The sequence below is a fragment of the Nesterenkonia sandarakina genome (assembly GCF_013410215.1).
In the GTDB taxonomy this organism is placed as follows: domain Bacteria; phylum Actinomycetota; class Actinomycetes; order Actinomycetales; family Micrococcaceae; genus Nesterenkonia; species Nesterenkonia sandarakina.
Map to the genome: position 1 here is coordinate 363,410 of NZ_JACCFQ010000001.1, position 14,415 is coordinate 377,824.

Annotated in this window: 15 protein-coding genes and 2 riboswitches; of the genes, 6 read left to right on the forward strand and 9 right to left on the reverse strand. The window is 68.8% G+C overall.

Going from position 1 to position 14,415, the window contains the following annotated elements; all coding sequences use genetic code 11:
- Positions 1–18: 18 nt before the first annotated feature.
- Positions 19–145: riboswitch (glycine riboswitch) on the reverse strand.
- A riboswitch (glycine riboswitch) is annotated at positions 146–275 on the reverse strand.
- 66 nt (positions 276–341) lie between these two features.
- Both HNR11_RS01655 and HNR11_RS01660 read right to left on the reverse strand, forming a co-directional pair.
- Positions 342–1,652, reverse strand: a complete 1,311-nt coding sequence (locus HNR11_RS01655) for an FAD-dependent oxidoreductase (protein ID WP_179440827.1) — start codon at positions 1,650–1,652, stop codon at positions 342–344.
- Positions 1,649–2,323, reverse strand: a complete 675-nt coding sequence (locus tag HNR11_RS01660; protein WP_343050555.1) for a M23 family metallopeptidase — start codon at positions 2,321–2,323, stop codon at positions 1,649–1,651. Before HNR11_RS01660 ends, HNR11_RS01655 begins: the two co-directional genes overlap by 4 nt.
- Before the next feature lie 166 nt (positions 2,324–2,489).
- Between HNR11_RS01660 and HNR11_RS13935 the strand changes: the two genes are divergently transcribed.
- The 3 genes from HNR11_RS13935 to HNR11_RS01670 all read left to right on the forward strand — a co-directional run bounded on the left by HNR11_RS13935 (position 2,490) and on the right by HNR11_RS01670 (position 3,589).
- Positions 2,490–2,912 carry a methyltransferase domain-containing protein gene (locus tag HNR11_RS13935; RefSeq protein WP_246310284.1) on the forward strand — a complete coding sequence of 141 codons (423 nt, stop codon included), beginning with the start codon at positions 2,490–2,492 and terminating at the stop codon, positions 2,910–2,912.
- Positions 2,909–3,193 carry an ammonia monooxygenase gene (locus tag HNR11_RS13940; protein ID WP_343050556.1) on the forward strand — a complete coding sequence of 95 codons (285 nt, stop codon included), beginning with the start codon at positions 2,909–2,911 and terminating at the stop codon, positions 3,191–3,193. The genes HNR11_RS13935 and HNR11_RS13940 overlap by 4 nt, the downstream gene beginning before the upstream one ends.
- A gap of 165 nt (positions 3,194–3,358) precedes the next feature.
- Complete coding sequence (locus HNR11_RS01670; protein WP_179440829.1) at positions 3,359–3,589, forward strand: hypothetical protein; 231 nt, start codon at positions 3,359–3,361, stop codon at positions 3,587–3,589.
- A 77-nt stretch (positions 3,590–3,666) separates the two neighbouring features.
- On the opposite strand, the gene HNR11_RS01675 is transcribed toward HNR11_RS01670, so the two are convergent.
- The 3 genes from HNR11_RS01675 to HNR11_RS01685 all read right to left on the reverse strand — a co-directional run bounded on the left by HNR11_RS01675 (position 3,667) and on the right by HNR11_RS01685 (position 6,426).
- Positions 3,667–4,080: a hypothetical protein gene (locus tag HNR11_RS01675; protein WP_179440830.1), complete on the reverse strand. Its 414-nt coding sequence runs from the start codon at positions 4,078–4,080 to the stop codon at positions 3,667–3,669.
- 2 nt (positions 4,081–4,082) lie between these two features.
- Positions 4,083–4,928, reverse strand: a complete 846-nt coding sequence (locus HNR11_RS01680; RefSeq protein WP_343050557.1) for a DUF368 domain-containing protein — start codon at positions 4,926–4,928, stop codon at positions 4,083–4,085.
- A gap of 220 nt (positions 4,929–5,148) precedes the next feature.
- A complete protein-coding gene (locus HNR11_RS01685) occupies positions 5,149–6,426 on the reverse strand; it encodes a 5-oxoprolinase subunit C family protein (protein ID WP_179440832.1) in 1,278 nt (425 codons plus the stop codon).
- Between the two features lie 104 nt (positions 6,427–6,530).
- Here HNR11_RS01685 and HNR11_RS01690 point away from each other — a divergent pair, with 104 nt between their 5' ends.
- The gene (locus HNR11_RS01690) at positions 6,531–7,811 is read left to right on the forward strand and encodes an MFS transporter (RefSeq protein ID WP_179440833.1); all 1,281 of its coding nucleotides are present in this window, start codon (positions 6,531–6,533) and stop codon (positions 7,809–7,811) included.
- Positions 7,812–7,932: 121 nt separating this feature from the next.
- Here the strand turns inward: HNR11_RS01690 and HNR11_RS01695 are convergent, their stop codons facing one another.
- The 4 genes from HNR11_RS01695 to HNR11_RS01710 all read right to left on the reverse strand — a co-directional run bounded on the left by HNR11_RS01695 (position 7,933) and on the right by HNR11_RS01710 (position 11,599).
- A complete protein-coding gene (locus HNR11_RS01695) occupies positions 7,933–8,874 on the reverse strand; it encodes an SDR family oxidoreductase (RefSeq protein WP_058887448.1) in 942 nt (313 codons plus the stop codon).
- A 222-nt stretch (positions 8,875–9,096) separates the two neighbouring features.
- Positions 9,097–9,909 carry a putative hydro-lyase gene (locus HNR11_RS01700; RefSeq protein ID WP_179440834.1) on the reverse strand — a complete coding sequence of 271 codons (813 nt, stop codon included), beginning with the start codon at positions 9,907–9,909 and terminating at the stop codon, positions 9,097–9,099.
- Positions 9,906–11,186 (reverse strand): NRAMP family divalent metal transporter, encoded by a 1,281-nt coding sequence (locus HNR11_RS01705; RefSeq protein WP_415859995.1) that lies wholly within the window; start codon positions 11,184–11,186, stop codon positions 9,906–9,908. Before HNR11_RS01705 ends, HNR11_RS01700 begins: the two co-directional genes overlap by 4 nt.
- 182 nt (positions 11,187–11,368) lie before the next feature.
- Positions 11,369–11,599 (reverse strand): hypothetical protein, encoded by a 231-nt coding sequence (locus HNR11_RS01710; RefSeq protein ID WP_179440835.1) that lies wholly within the window; start codon positions 11,597–11,599, stop codon positions 11,369–11,371.
- A gap of 162 nt (positions 11,600–11,761) precedes the next feature.
- Between HNR11_RS01710 and HNR11_RS01715 the strand changes: the two genes are divergently transcribed.
- Both HNR11_RS01715 and HNR11_RS01720 read left to right on the forward strand, forming a co-directional pair.
- Positions 11,762–13,681 carry an ABC transporter ATP-binding protein gene (locus HNR11_RS01715; RefSeq protein ID WP_343050558.1) on the forward strand — a complete coding sequence of 640 codons (1,920 nt, stop codon included), beginning with the start codon at positions 11,762–11,764 and terminating at the stop codon, positions 13,679–13,681.
- Positions 13,678–14,400, forward strand: a complete 723-nt coding sequence (locus HNR11_RS01720) for a polyamine aminopropyltransferase (RefSeq protein WP_179440838.1) — start codon at positions 13,678–13,680, stop codon at positions 14,398–14,400. Before HNR11_RS01715 ends, HNR11_RS01720 begins: the two co-directional genes overlap by 4 nt.
- Positions 14,401–14,415 lie beyond the last annotated feature (15 nt).

Genomic DNA, 14,415 nt, shown 5'->3' on the forward strand with positions numbered 1-14,415 from the left:
TGGAGATGGCGCGGGTTCCTCCCCCGCTCTGTGATGGACCTGAGAGATTCACCGGTGGCTGACCGCCGTGGGGCGGAGCAGGCCGGCTTGCACCTTCGGTGAGCACCTCGGGGGTCAGACCCGACGTGCTGCTTTCCAGAGTTGCCACCCCTGTACGGTACTGAGTGCCTGAGAGGTTCCCGGGGAGGATATTGCTCCTTCGGCGCCGGATCCGCGCCCCGTGGGCAGTGTCAACACTGCCCTGGGCGCCAGCCGGACTCTCCCACACAGGGGACGTGGCGATGATTGAGTTTCCCTTCATTGTGCCACAGCAGTGTTTTCGGCCACGTTTCACGATGCCCTCATTCGGCACCGGCGCTGCGGTCGCCTGGGGCTTCCGGAGTCTGCCTGGGCTGCCGCTCGGAGGCCTCAGCGGGATGGTGCTGCACGTGCTCGGGGAGCAGACCGACCCCGACCAGGTGGGCCAGGATCCGGCGCAGCACCGGTGAGCCCAACCGCAGCAGCCGCACCGCGCCCGGGGAGAGCACCCGGTGTCCCACCGTGGCGCGAGCGATCACCCGGTGCCCGCGGCCCTGGATGGCCTGCATCAGCTTCACCGGCCGCTGCCGGCGGGTCTGCACCGCGATGAGCGAACGCTCCGTCACCGTTCCCTGCCGCAGCTGCGGGATGATCACGTTCGCCAGCGCGACTGCGTCCTGGATGGCGTAGTTCACCCCTACTCCGAACATCGGTGACATCGCATGGGCGGCGTCGCCGATCGCGATGAAGCCCGGCCGGTGCCAGCGCGGGAGCCGGTTGATCTGCACGGTGAGCAGCTTGATCTGCTCCCAGTCGGTGAGGCTGCCTGCGACCTCGGCGAGCACCGGGGCAGCCTGCACCAGCCGGGTGCGGAACGCGGCGATGCCCGCCTGCTGGATGACGGGAAAAACGCCCTTCTTCACGATCAGGCCGGACTGGTAGGTCTCACCCCGGTCGATGGTCAGCACCATGCCCGCTGAGGAGACGTAGGCCAAGGTGGCCGGCGGCGGGTCGGAGGGCTTGGGGAGGCTGAACCAGAGCACGTCGATGGGCACCCCGAACTCCGCGGGTTCCAGCCCGGCAGCCTCTCGCAGCAGCGAGGTGCGCCCGTCTGCGGCCACGGTGAGCCGGGCGCGGATCTCCTGCTCACCGCCGGATGAGCGGACCCGCAGCCCGCGGACGGCAGCCTCGCCGTCCAGCAGATCCACGGCTTGTGTGCCCATCTGCAGGTCGAAGCCTGGCATGCGCCGTGCCTCCCGGGCCAGGAAGTCCAGGAAATCCCATTGCGGGGCCAGGACCAGGAAGTCATCGGGACCGCGCAGCACGCCGAAGTCCACCAGCGTCATCCGCTGGCCCTCGACGACGGCGTCCAGGGCGGAGAGCCGGGTGACCGGCAGTGCCAGGAACCGCTCGCGCAGTCCAAGCTCGCCGAGCAGCGTGAGCGTGGAGGGATGCACGGTGTCCCCGCGAAAGTCACGGAAGAAGTCCCGGTGCTTCTCGACCACGGTCACCTCAAGTCCGGCGCGGGCCAGCAGGTAGCCCAGCACCATCCCGGCAGGTCCTCCCCCGGCGATCACGCAGTCGCGCTCCCGTGCCGCCGTCGGGGGCCGCCGGCTCTCGAATGAGCTGCTCATCTCGGCCAGTCCGGGGCAACGGTCTCATCCGCGGGGAATCGGTCGGTCCGCTCCGGCGAGACCACGGAGTCGTTGAACGGGAGGCCGCAGCGAACCGTGGTCTCCACTTCGGCAGGCAGCCGCTCGCGAAACTCACGGAACACGATGGGCACGCCCTGGACGCGGTGAAGCTGAAGACCATCCATGACTTGGAGGTGGATATGCGGCTGGGTGGAGTTTCCGCTGTTCCCGCACTCACCTATCAGCTGCCCTGCACTGACCGTCTCCCCGGACCGGACCCGGATCGACCCTTGCCGCAGGTGCACCACCGCGATGAAGCACCCGCTCTGCGGCTCTTCGAGGATCACATGATTACCGGCGATGGCCGCAGGTCCCTGCCGGATCCGAGCGGGCTGACCCAGCGCGTAGCGGAGCAGGCTCAGCGGCGAGCGGCGCGCCGCGTGATCGGCTTCCCCGTCATGGGCCACCCGCACGGTCCCCGCGCGCGGTGCCAGCACGCCGAGGCCGTAGCCGAAGAACAGCTCCGGCGGCTTGGTGGTCAGAGCGCTGCGCCAGCTTCTGGACGCGGCGGACCGGCCCTGGCGGTCCACGGCGATGAAGTCGATGGCGTACCGGGCCCCGAAGAGATCGGTGCCGTGACTGGGCACCCGGTTCGCCGGGCTGTTCTGCACCGTCCATGTGCCGTGAAAGGGCAGGTGCAGTTCAAGCGGGTGCGGTGCAGAGGGCCGGTGCCGCGGTGGCATAAGTCCAGCGTAGACCCGGGCCGCCCGGGAGTCTCTAGCTCCCGATCTGCACGATGCCCCTTGTCAGAGCGCTGGTCTCTGGGAGAATCAGCCCATGGCTCTCCACGACTTCGTCCCAGCAGCGAACCAGGGTGGCGACCCTGCGGTGTACGAGATCGAGAATGAGGCGATCGACCCGCAGGGCACGCTCTGGGAGGCACTCCGGCGGGCTGCGGACTGGCGTCACAAGGTGCTGGTGGACCTCGGCTGCGGCTCGGGCTACTGGTTGCCGAAGTACTCCGAGTCAGAGAAGACCATCGGGATCGAGCCCGACGAGCGGCTGCTGGAGGCGGCGCGGGCCCGGACCCGGCGGGCCCATGTCTATCACGGCTCGGCGGAACATATCCCGCTGGCTGACTCCAGCGTCGAGTGGTCCATGCACGCTTCGCCTACTTCTTCCCCTCGGAGTCCTTCGACCCCTCAGCCGGGCTGGAGGAGGTGGCCCGAGTGCTGCGCCCTGGAGGTCGACTTGTGGTGATCGATAACGATCACGTGCTCGGGGAGTTCGCGGCGCTGCTGCGCTCCAGCGCCCCGGCTGCGGGGCAGGGCCGGGACAGCTATCCCTCCACCTGGTGGCGGGAGAAGGGCGCCAGGACCCTGGCCGTGATGAGCGGGTGGATGTTCCACCGGCGCACCGACCTTGAGCGGGTCCTGCATCTGGAGTTCCCGGAGGAGCTCGCGCAGCAATGGCTGAGCAGCCACCCGGAGCGACTCGGTCTCTCCTACGGCTATCTGCTGCACATCTGGACCAAGCCCTGAGCGTCGGACGGGCGCGGAGCACGCGCGGAGCCGGTGCCGGAGGGCGAGCCGAGATTCGCTCATGCTGCCGCATGTCACAATTCGCAGGGGGAGCGTTTCGACCCAGCTGCGCACGCTATCTTTCAGAGCAGGGCACCACGCCCCTCACTTCTGAAAGGTCCCACGTTGACTCAATACCGCGTAGCTCTGACCCTGGAACGCTCTCTGGATGAGCAGGAGATCCAGAACCTTCGTGAGCAGCGCGGCGAGCCGATCTCGGACTACGAGATGGATGGCGACAACGTGGTCCTGGCGGTCCTCAATGCCGCAGACTCGCTGACCGCCCGTGACACCGCCGAGGCGCTGGTCTCACGCGCCACCGGGGTCGGGATCCAGTCGGCGCAGCTGATTCCCTGATCACCCCAGCACCCCAGCACCTCGTCACCTCAGCACCTCAGTGCCTGAGAAACTCAGCACCTCAGACCTTCAGCGCCTCAGCGCCGTCGCGCGGAGGGGCTCGGGACCTGGTGGATCAGCCCCAGCGTGAACAGGGTGACCGCCGCGCAGAGGTGCAGCAGCAGACCCATCAGCGGCACCAGCCCCGGTCCGATGCTCTCAGTGGGCATGGCGCGCACCAGGACCTCGCCACCGAGGAACAACGCCGCCGCCAGCACCGCCACCGCGCCCAGCAGCAGGTGCAGGGTCCGGGCCGGCGCGGCGCGGTGCAGCGCGTAGAGCGTGCAGCCCGCTGCGGCCAGTGACCCGGTCCCGGCGGCGAGGCTGAACTGGCTCAGGCTGATGACACCGGAGACGACCAGCGCGAAGGCCACTGGCGGCAGGAGGTTCAACAGCGCCGCGGCCAGAAGCGCTCCACGGGACCGACGCCGCGCCGTCGTCCTCCGGCTCACGCTCAGCGCGCCTGGCGCTGGGACAGCCGGTAGTCCAGGAGCACCAGCACCAGCACGACGGCGAACCCTGCGGCTCCCAGCCCCAGGGCCAGTCCGAGGTTCTCACCTGGGCCCAGCAGTCCCCTGGCTTCGTCCTGCCAGGGCCACAGCGTGCGCAGCGCCCCGACCATGACCCCGGCGAGCACGATCATGGTGATCCGGTGCCGGTGATCGAGCAGCCACTTCAGGCCCTTGACGATGCAGATCATGCCCAGCGCCAGGCCCAGCGCGAAGATGCTCAGGTAGCCGAGGTCGAGGTCGGCAGCGGCGCGCAGGGTCGGTTCATAGAGCCCGAAGGTCAGCAGCAGGAAGGACCCGGAGAGTCCGGGCAGCAGCAGCGCCGACACGGCGATGGCGGCCGCGGGCAGGATCACGTACCAGGTGGGCTCCACGGACGTGGCGGGCAGCGAGACCAGCCAGAAGGTCAGGGCTGCGGCGAGGATCCCGGCGAACAGATGTGAGACCTTCAACGGCCCGGATCGGTCGAACCAGGCCATCTGCAGCGGCACGAAGATCGAGGCCAGCACCATCCCGAAGAAGGTCGCGCGGGTGAGCTCGGGATAGGTCTCCACCGCCGTGGCCATGGGGCCCGCCACGGTGAACACGGCGATCACCATGCCGATCATGACCGGGATGATGATCTTCCACTCGGCCTGGCGCAGGTGGTGCATGAAGCCCGCCCGACGGTCCGGACCGGTGATCAGCGCCTTGCCGGCGGAGACCACGTGGGAGGCTGAATCGATCAGCTGCCGGTAGATCCCGACCACCAGCGCCACGGTGCCGCCGGAGACTCCGGGCACGGTCTCCACCGTGCCGATCATCGCGCCGCGGATCAGGTTCCCCGGCAGCGAGGTGCGGCGAGCTGGCGGCGGGGTGTGGGGCGTATCCCGGGGCGCCGCGGGCGCGACGTCGCCCTGCGGACCGGCCGGTGAGGCGGAAGACTCGGCAGCGATGATGGACTCCTGGGTGATGAGTTTCGGGAAGCGGACGCGGTGACCTCATCTGGGCCCCACGACGTCGGACATTATCTCATCGGGCGCGGACCGCTCCCAGCGTCTCTGGGTCCACGGCCTGGAAGCGCACCTCGGCCCCTGCTGGCAGCTGTGCCGCCAGGGAGAGGTCCTCGCGCACCACCACGCCGAGCACGGGCTCGGTGCTGGTCACCGGGTGTTCGGCGAGCGCCACCGAGGGCTGCCCGGACTCCGTGACGCAGATCGCTCCCCGCAGCAGCGGTTCCGCCGGCAGCGGCTCGGGCTGGGTTCGTCTGATCGGGTCATCGCCCTCCAGCACCAGAGCTGACCTGCCGGAGCCGGCCATGACCTCCCAGGGCTGACCTTCGAGCCGGGCGAGACCCGCGGCCCCGGCGCGTCGGGTGCCGAAGTAGTCCACCCGGGGCCCGGGCACGTAGCGCAGCACGGTGGCCTCCCCCGGCACCGGCAGCGGCGTCGGCGCCACCGAGGCGATGCCCACCAAGCGAGACGCCGCGCCGGCAAGCTGGAATCGATCGTCAACCTGCACCGGGGCCGGGCCGATCTTTGCACCCGTGTCCGTGGAGGCGCTGCCCAGCACCGCCGGGACCTCGAGTCCGCCGGAGATCCCGAGGTAGCTGTAGACCCCGCGCTGCGGCGGCCCGATGTGCAGCACCTCTCCGGGGAAGACCCAGAATGGCGCGCGCCCTGGCACGCTGCGGGTCCGTTCGGTGAGCTGGGCCACCTCGGTGCCGCCGCGGGAGACCGGGGCCGCCTCCTGCGTGGTGATCTCCAGTGGCACCTCCGCGCCGGTCACCGCGAGGATCGAGGTCTGGCACAGACGCAGTCTGAACGCGCCGGAGCAGATCTCGAACACGGCGGCGGAGTCGTCATTGCCGATCAGTCGGTTCGCCTGCCGCGCGGCGGAGAAGTCGGCTGGTCCGGCGCGGCCCACACCCTGGGCGCCGAAGCCGAACCGGCCCGGGTCCTGAACCAGGACCACCCCAGGGATCTCCTCGGCGATCAGTGGCAGCACCTGCACCACGGCCTCACGCTCCTGCGGTCGCAGTCCCGCGGCATAGGACCGCGGGACACTGGGCTTCGAGGGTTCTGTGCCGCTGCGGCGGCGCAGCTTGAGCCGCTTGGCCGGCTTCAGCGCCGCCTGGGCGTCCCGGCGCCGACGGAAGTCCACCAGAACGGTCTTCTCCCCCGGGATCAGATCGAGCTGCCCGGTGAAGGGCTGCTCGCTCAGATGCGTCATCAGGCTGGGGCCGTCCTTCGCCGCGATGACCTCGATGAGGAGGGCCCGCTGCCCCACTTCCCGGACGCTGTGAATCATTCCCCCAGCGTGCCATACCCCGGCGGACACACCGGGATTCCGAGGAGGGGCGAGAACTGGGCGCCGGCAGTCGTTTCCCCTGCGAACCATGAAACAATCAGGCTGTGATCCCACCCAAGAAGTCCGCAGCTGCCCCGAAGGAGCCGCTCTTCACCCGGGACTTCCTGTTGGCGATCCTGATCAATCTCTTCCTGGCCATCGTGTTCTTCGTCCTGGTCACCGGCCTGGCGGTCTATGCCGCAGAGGAGTTCTCCGCCGGAGAGACCGCTGCGGGGTTCGCCGCCTCGGCCTTCGTGGTGGGCGCGCTGGCCGCCCGGATCTTCGCCGGGAAGTACGTGAACTTCTTAGGCAGACGGCGCACCGTGCTGGCCTGCCTGGTGGTCTATGTCCTGGCGGGCCTGGCCTATCTGGTGGTGGACAGCTACGAGATGCTCATCGCGCTGCGCGCGGTGCACGGGATCTCCTTCGGCTTCGGACAGACCGCGCTGAACGCCGGAGTCTTCGCGATGATCCCGCATACCCGCCGCGGCGAGGGTGCCGGGTACTACCTGCTGGCGAACTCGCTGCCCCCGGCCATCGGGCCGCTGGCCGCGATCCAGCTGACCCAGCGCTATGACTTCTGGGCGATGTTCGTCGCGGTCACCATCGTCTCGGTGATCGCGCTGATCTTCTCGCTGTTCCTGCGCCTGCCCGAGGACAAGCCCTGGCGCATGAGCCTGCGTGAGAAGCTGACCCTGCGCCCCCGCGACATCATCGAGCCGCGCGCGTTCAAGATCTCGCTGGTCGCGATGCTGCTGGGCATCGGCTTCGCATCGGTGATGACCTTCCTCAACGGCTACGCCCGCAGCCTGGACATGGTCGACGCAGCCTCGATCTTCTTCGTGATCTACGCCGGCGCCGTGCTGGTCTCCAGGCTCTTCATGGGCAAGATCCAAGACCGCTTCGGGGACAACGCGGCGGTGTACCCGGCGGTGATCTTCTACATCATCGCCATGGGACTGCTCGCCTGGGCCCCGAACCAGACGGTGCTGCTCACCGCCGGGGTGCTGGCCGGCTTCGGCTTCGGCTCGCTGCTGCCGGTGCTCCAGGCGATCATCGCCTCGGACCTGCCGGCACATCGCACCAGCATCGGGATCTCGACCTTCTTCATCATGCTCGACGCCGGCTTCGGCTTCTCCCCGCTGCTGCTGGGCCCACTGGTCAGCTTCGCGGACTACCGCTTCATGTACGCGATGTGCGCCGGCGTCGTCGTGGTCTCCCTGGTGCTCTACTGGCTGGTCCATGGCCGACACGACGTGCACCAGGGCGTGGCGCGACGGATCCCACGCTGCGGCACCCGGGGCAAGGACGACGGCGGCGCCGGGTCCAGTGCGCAGGCCGGCTGACGCCGAGGGGCCCAGTGCCTGCTCGGCGCTCGATGAGCGGTCGCCGCGCACATAGGCGGGGCGACGCATCTGCGCCGCCCCGCCTATGTGCATCAAAAAGCTGCTCCGGTCTCAGTGACCACTACGGCGTGGGTGTGCCGCCGTTGGCGTTGAGCGTCTCACCGCTGACGTAGCTGGACTCCGGGGAGGCCAGGAACACGAAGGCCGGCGCCATCTCCACCGGCTGCCCGGGACGACCCAGCGGGGTGTCGTGGCCGAACTCGGGCAGCTTCTCCTTCGGCTGACCATCGCTGGGCTGGATGACCGTCCAGACCGGGCCCGGCGCCACGGCGTTGACCCGGATGCCCCGGGGGCCCAGCTGCTGGGCCAGACCCTTGGTGAAGTTGTTGATCGCGGCCTTGGTGGCCGCGTAGTCCAGCAGCATCGGGTTGGGCTGGTAGGCCTGGACCGAGGTGGAGTTCACGATGGTCGAACCCGGGCCCATATGCTTCAGCGCGGCGCGGCTGAGCGTGTACATCGACTTGATGTTGATCTGGAAGGCCTCATCGACCTGCTCGTCGGTGAGCTCCTCCAGGGAGTCGTTGACGATCTGCTTGCCGGCGTTGTTGACCAGGATGTCCAGTCCACCCAGGCCCTCGGCGGCGGCGTCCGCCAGGCCCTCGCGGTAGTCCTTGTCCATCAGGTCACCGGGCAGCGCGACCGCGGTGCGTCCGGCGGCTTCGATCGCGGCGATGACGCGCTCGGCGTCCTTGCCCTCGGCGGGAAGGTAGGCGATGGCCACATCGGCACCCTCACGGGCGAAGGCGACGGCAGTGGCCGCGCCGATCCCTGAGTCACCGCCGGTCACCAGAGCCTTCCGGCCCTGCAGGCGACCCAGTCCGCGGTAGGAGTCCAGCCCGATGTCCGGCGTCGGCTCGGCGTCCACCTCCAGGCCCGGCTCGGCCTGATCCTGCTTCGGCGGGGAGATCTTGCTGTGCCGGGTGGTGGGATCGTCGAAGGCCAGCTGGGTGCCCTGCAGCTCGCTGATGGCGGGGAAGGATGTCTGGGTTGATTCGGTGCTCATGCCTTCGACTGTATGGCCGCAGCCAGAATACCCGCAAGGACCGTCTCACGACAATGCCCATGAGGTTTCCCACACCGGTCTCGGGAATGAACCGCAGCGTCCAGCACCGCAGGTGGCGCCCAGCCCCCTCGGTGGGACCGGTGGTGCCCAGCCCCCTCGGTGGGACGCGTGGCGCCCGGCAGGCCCGCGCCACAAGCGCGCTGATGTCTGGTGGCCCGAGGCTCAGGGCACCTGCAGCGCCGTGTTGGGCAGGTCGGTGATCAACATGTGCCCCGGGGCGTGGCTGATCGCCAGCTCCGGTGCAGACTCCATCACCGCCGCCTGCGGGGTGACCCCGCAGGCCCAGAACACCGGGGTCCAGCCCGCGGGGATCTGCACCGGATCCCCGAAGTCCGGCGCGTCGAGGTCCGTGATGCCCAGATCGGCGGGGCTGCCGATGTGCACCGGAGCGCCGTGCACCCCGGGGTAACGCGAGGTGATCCGGACCGCGTCGGCGATCAGATGCGCCGGCAGCGGGCGCATCGAGACCACCAGGGGTCCGCTGAGCCGGCCCGCCGGTTCACAGCGGATGGCGGTCTTGTACATCGGCACGTTCACGCCCTGCTCGATGTGGGCGATCGGGATCCCGGACTCGAGCAGCGGGGCCTCGAAGGTGAAGCTGCACCCGATCAGGAAGGCCACCAGGTCCTCGCGCCAGTGCTGTGTTGCGTCACCAGGTTCGGCGGTGAGCTCACCCTCGCGGTAGACCCGGTAGGCCGGGATGTCGGTGCGCAGATCACCCTCTGCCAGCAGCGGATTCGCCGCGCCGGCGTCGTGGAACTGCCCGGGTTCAAAGACGCCGAGCACCGGGCAGGACTTCGGGTTGCGCTGGGCGAAGAGCAGCATGTCGAAGGCCAGCTCTCGGGGCAGCGCCAGCAGGTTGACCTGGGCGAAGCCAGGGCTGATCCCACTGGTGGGCCGCCGCAGCCCGGCGCGGAACTGGGCGCGGGCTGCGGCGGGACTCAGCGCAGCTGTGGAACCTGCGGCCTGGCTCATCCTTCGGTCCAGAGGCTGGCCAGACCGCCCAGCGAGTTGTAGCCCATGTAGATGGTCAGCAGCCAGACCAGCACGCCGAGGATCAGCAGCCACTTGGGGTACTTATAGCCCTGGAGCAGGTCACGGCGGCGCCAGGCGGCGTAGAGGATCACGGCGAAGCCCAGCGGCAGCACGGTGCCGTTGAAGGCTCCGGCCATGATCAGCAGGGTCTGTGGTGCCTGACCCAGCATCAGGAATACGCCGGTGGTGAGCACCAGGAATCCCAGGAAGTACCAGTTCTTGGTCCGGGCCGTGGTGTTCTTCGTCGTCAGGAAGGACACCGTGGTGTACGTGCAGCCCAGGACCGAGGTGATCGCGGCGACCCAGAAGACCGCGCCGAAGACGCGCAGCCCGATCTCGCCGAGCGCCACGGAGAACGCGTCCGCGGCGACGTTGTCCTCAGCCAGGACCACACCGGTGGAGACCACGCCGAGCACGGCGAGGAAGAGCAGGAAGCGGATCACGGTGGCCACCACGATGCCCAGGATGGAGGTCTGGGAGATCGCCTTGACGTTCTCGACCCCGGTGTTGCCCGAGGCGATCAGCCGGTGGGCGCCGGCATAGGTGATGTATCCGCCCACGGTGCCGCCGATCAGGGTGGTGATCACCAGGAACTCCACCTGGTCGGGCACGAAGGTCTGGCGCAGCGCCTCGCCCAGCGGCGGGGCGGTGGTGGCGGCCATGAAGATCATCAGCAGGATCAGCACGGCGCCACAGGCCACCACGATCCGGTCCAGCGCGACCCCGGCCTTCTTGGAGAGGAAGATCAGCAGCGCGAAGATCACCGAGAGGCCGCCGCCGATGCGGGCGTCCATGCCGGTCATCGCGTTCAGGCCCAGCCCGGCACCGGCGATGTTGCCGATGTTGAACACGACCCCGCCGAAGAAGATCAGCGCGGCCAGCGCCCAGCCCAGTCCGGGAAGGATCCGGTTGCCCAGGGTCTGCGCGTAGAGCCCGGAGACCCCGAGCACCCGCCAGACGTTGAGCTGCACGGCGATGTCCACCAGCACCGAGATCAGGATGGCGAAGCCGAAGGCGGCGCCGAGCTGGTAGGTGAAGGTGGCGGTCTGGGTGATGAAGCCCGGACCCACGGCGCTGGTGGCCATCAGGAACATGGCACCCAGCAGCGCGGTGCGACGGGTGCGGATCAGCACCGGTCCGCTGGGTTCGGGAGTCTCGGTCTGGGAGCTGCGGGGTGCATCCGCGGCAGAGGATCTGGGGGTTGAGGCGTCAGCCACAGGAGCCCTCCGGGGTGAGTAGGGGGAACACCGTGGGCACTGCGCCGGTGGCACATGTGACGCACGTCTATTCCGTGGATCACAGCTCACAGTACTGTTGTTCAACAATCCAGGCAAGGGATTGTGGAACAATCCGCCCAGGTTTTACATGCCCGTCACACGCCCGGCGGCTTGGAGCACGGTCAGGTCCCGGAGAGGATCCGCTGGTTGATGCCGTGGCCGAACCCGAACCAGATCAGTGTGCCCATGATCGGAAAGCCCACCAGCACGATCACCCAGCACACCCGCAGCACCGGGGGCAGCAGCGGTTCGCGAGCCACCTGGATCAGGGCGACCACGATGAAGGCGATGACGGCGATGACTGCTCCGAGCCCGAAGATCAGCATCAGGCTGGACATGGCGGCGTTGGTCATGTGTGTGACCCTAAGCGGCGGCGACTCCACGCTCAAGGGCGGGCTGACCTGGGGTGGGGCGCGGCATCGGAATGCGAGTAGCGTGGTGTCGGTTGTGGCCTGTGCGCTCAACGGTGCCGTCGCAGCCAGCGCGGCACCCGGGAAGATCTTGGGGGTTAGTGCGTGAGCATGGAACGCGCGGCATGGGGCTCGCTGTACAGCATGACCCACGCGAAGAAGGACTACCGGCCGTTCAACCGGGAGACGCTGACCCGGATCGGCCGGTTCGCCCGCCCGCATCGCACCAGGCTGATCTGGTTCCTGATCCTCTCGGTGGTCACCGCCGCACTGGCGGTGGCGACTCCGCTGCTGGCAGGCCAGGTCATCAACGCGATCACCAGCTCCGCGGAGGTGGGGGTCGTGATCCGACTCGCCGTGCTGATCGCGATCATCGCCGTGGCCGACGCCGGGTTCAACATCCTGAGCCGCTGGCTCTCCTCACGGATCGGCGAGGGCCTGATCCTGGATCTGCGCACCGCCGTGTTCGACCACGTGCAGAAGATGCCGATCGCGTTCTTCACCCGCACCCGCACCGGAGCGCTGGTGAGCCGGTTGAACAACGACGTCATCGGTGCTCAGCGCGCCTTCAGCGGCACCCTCTCCGGCGTCGTCGGGAACCTGGTGATGGTGCTGCTCACCATCATCGCGATGCTCTCGCTGTCCTGGCAGGTCACGCTGCTGGCCCTGGTGCTGCTTCCGGTGTTCGTGGTGCCTGCTCGTCTGATGGGCGGCCGGCTGGCCAAGCTGCAGCGCGAGGCGGCAAACCACAACGCCACCATGGGCACCCAGATGACCGAACGCTTCTCTGCCCCGGGCGCCACACTGATCAAGCTCTTCGGACGCCCCGAGGAGGAGTCCGCGGAGTTCGAGCGGCGCGCCCGCCGGGTGCAGGACATCGGAGTCAAGACCGCGATGCTGCAGTCCACCTTCATCACCGCGCTGACCCTGGTCTCCGCGCTGGCCCTGGCTCTGGTCTATGGCCTGGGCGGCTTCTACGCGATCGCCGGCGACCTCGAGGCTGGCGCCGTGGTCTCCCTGGCGCTGCTGCTCACCCGGCTCTACGCGCCGCTGACCGCCCTGGCCAGCGCCCGGGTCGAGGTGATGAGTGCGCTGGTCAGCTTCGAGCGCGTCTTCGAGGTCTTGGACCTCAAGCCGCTGATCACCGAGAAGGAAGACGCCCAGCCGCTGCCCAAGGGCCCCACCGCCGTCGAGTTCGAGAACGTCAGCTTCTCCTACCCCTCCGCGGAGAAGGTCTCGCTGGCCTCCCTGGAAGAGGTCGCCACACTGGACCAGCGCGGCGGCGAGGAGGTGCTGCACGGCATCAGCCTGCGGGTGGAGCCCGGTCAGACCGTGGCCATCGTGGGGTCCTCCGGGGCCGGGAAGTCCACCATCGCCGCGCTGCTGGCCCGGCTCTACGATGTGGACTCCGGCGCGGTGCGCATGGCCGGCGTGGACCTGCGCGAGACCACCTTCGACTCGCTGCGCGCGACCCTCGGTGTGGTCACCCAGGACGGACACCTGTTCCACGACACCATCCGGGCCAACCTCACCCTGCCGGCGCCGGATTCCACCGACGAGCAGGTCTGGGACGCGATCCGCCGGGCCCGACTGGAGGAGGTCGTGCATTCCATGCCCGATGGCCTCGACACCGTGGTCGGGGAACGCGGCTACCGGCTCTCCGGCGGCGAGCGCCAGCGGATGACCCTGGCCCGGCTCCTCCTGGCCCAGCCCCAGGTGGTGATCCTCGATGAGGCCACCGCCGCCCTGGACTCCACCTCCGAGGCCGCCGTGCAGGCGGCCCTGACCGAGGCACTGGTGGGCCGGACCGCCCTGGTGATCGCCCACCGGCTCTCCACCGTGCGCGCAGCGGATGCGATCCTGGTGGTCGAGGCCGGGAAGATCGTCGAGCGCGGCACGCACACCGAGCTGCTTGCCGCCGATGGCCGCTACGCCGAGCTCTACCGGACCCAGTTCGCCACCGAGGGTTCGACGACCCCTCCCCCGCACGAGACGACCCCTACCCGAGGAGAGACCCCCGCATGATCGCACGGTTCGAAGAGCTGGACTGGCAGCAGACCCCGATGGGTGAACTGATGCTGCGTCGGCGCACCGAGCCCGGCACCGGCACGCAGATCTATGAGGTCAAGCTCGGCGAGGAGTTCCTCATGTCGAGCCTGTTCACCGTGGCGGAGGAACAGATGTCGGTGCTGGGTCTGGCTGCGACCAGGGGCGAGCAGCTCGACGTCGTCGTCGGCGGTCTGGGCCTGGGCTACACGGCGGTGACCGCGCTCGGTGATCCCCGGGTCCATCGGCTGCAGGTGATCGACGCGCTCCCAGCGGTCATCGACTGGCACCGGCGCAAGCTGCTGCCGGTCTCAGCAGAGCTCGTCGATGACCCTCGCACCACCCTGCGCCACGACGACTTCTTCGCGGTGATGGGAACCCCGCCGGCCCCTGATGCAGCTGGCCATGACCTGATCCTGCTCGACGTCGACCACTCCCCTCGGCACACGCTTCACCCCAGCCACGCCGATCTCTACACCACCGACGGGCTGGGCGTCCTCGCGCAGCATCTCACCGAGCGCGGGGTCTTCACCCTGTGGTCCGATGATCGGCCTGATGAGCAGTTCATGGCCACTCTCGGGACGGTCTTCGATGACACCGCGGCGCACGTGGTGGAGTTCGCCAATCACCTCACCGGTGGGATCTCCTCGAACACGGTCTATGTGGGGGTGCGGCGGGATGACCCGCCCCGGGCCTGAGACCAGTTCTCTCAG

Coding starts and splice junctions, on each gene's coding strand:
- HNR11_RS01685 (WP_179440832.1), bottom strand. CDS start 6,426: ATGATTCACAGCGTCCGGGAAGTGGGGCAGCGGGCCCTCCTCATCGAG.
- HNR11_RS13935 (WP_246310284.1), top strand. CDS start 2,490: ATGGCTCTCCACGACTTCGTCCCAGCAGCGAACCAGGGTGGCGACCCT.
- HNR11_RS01720 (WP_179440838.1), top strand. CDS start 13,678: ATGATCGCACGGTTCGAAGAGCTGGACTGGCAGCAGACCCCGATGGGT.
- HNR11_RS01710 (WP_179440835.1), bottom strand. CDS start 11,599: ATGACCAACGCCGCCATGTCCAGCCTGATGCTGATCTTCGGGCTCGGA.
- HNR11_RS01695 (WP_058887448.1), bottom strand. CDS start 8,874: ATGAGCACCGAATCAACCCAGACATCCTTCCCCGCCATCAGCGAGCTG.
- HNR11_RS01700 (WP_179440834.1), bottom strand. CDS start 9,909: ATGAGCCAGGCCGCAGGTTCCACAGCTGCGCTGAGTCCCGCCGCAGCC.
- HNR11_RS01655 (WP_179440827.1), bottom strand. CDS start 1,652: ATGAGCAGCTCATTCGAGAGCCGGCGGCCCCCGACGGCGGCACGGGAG.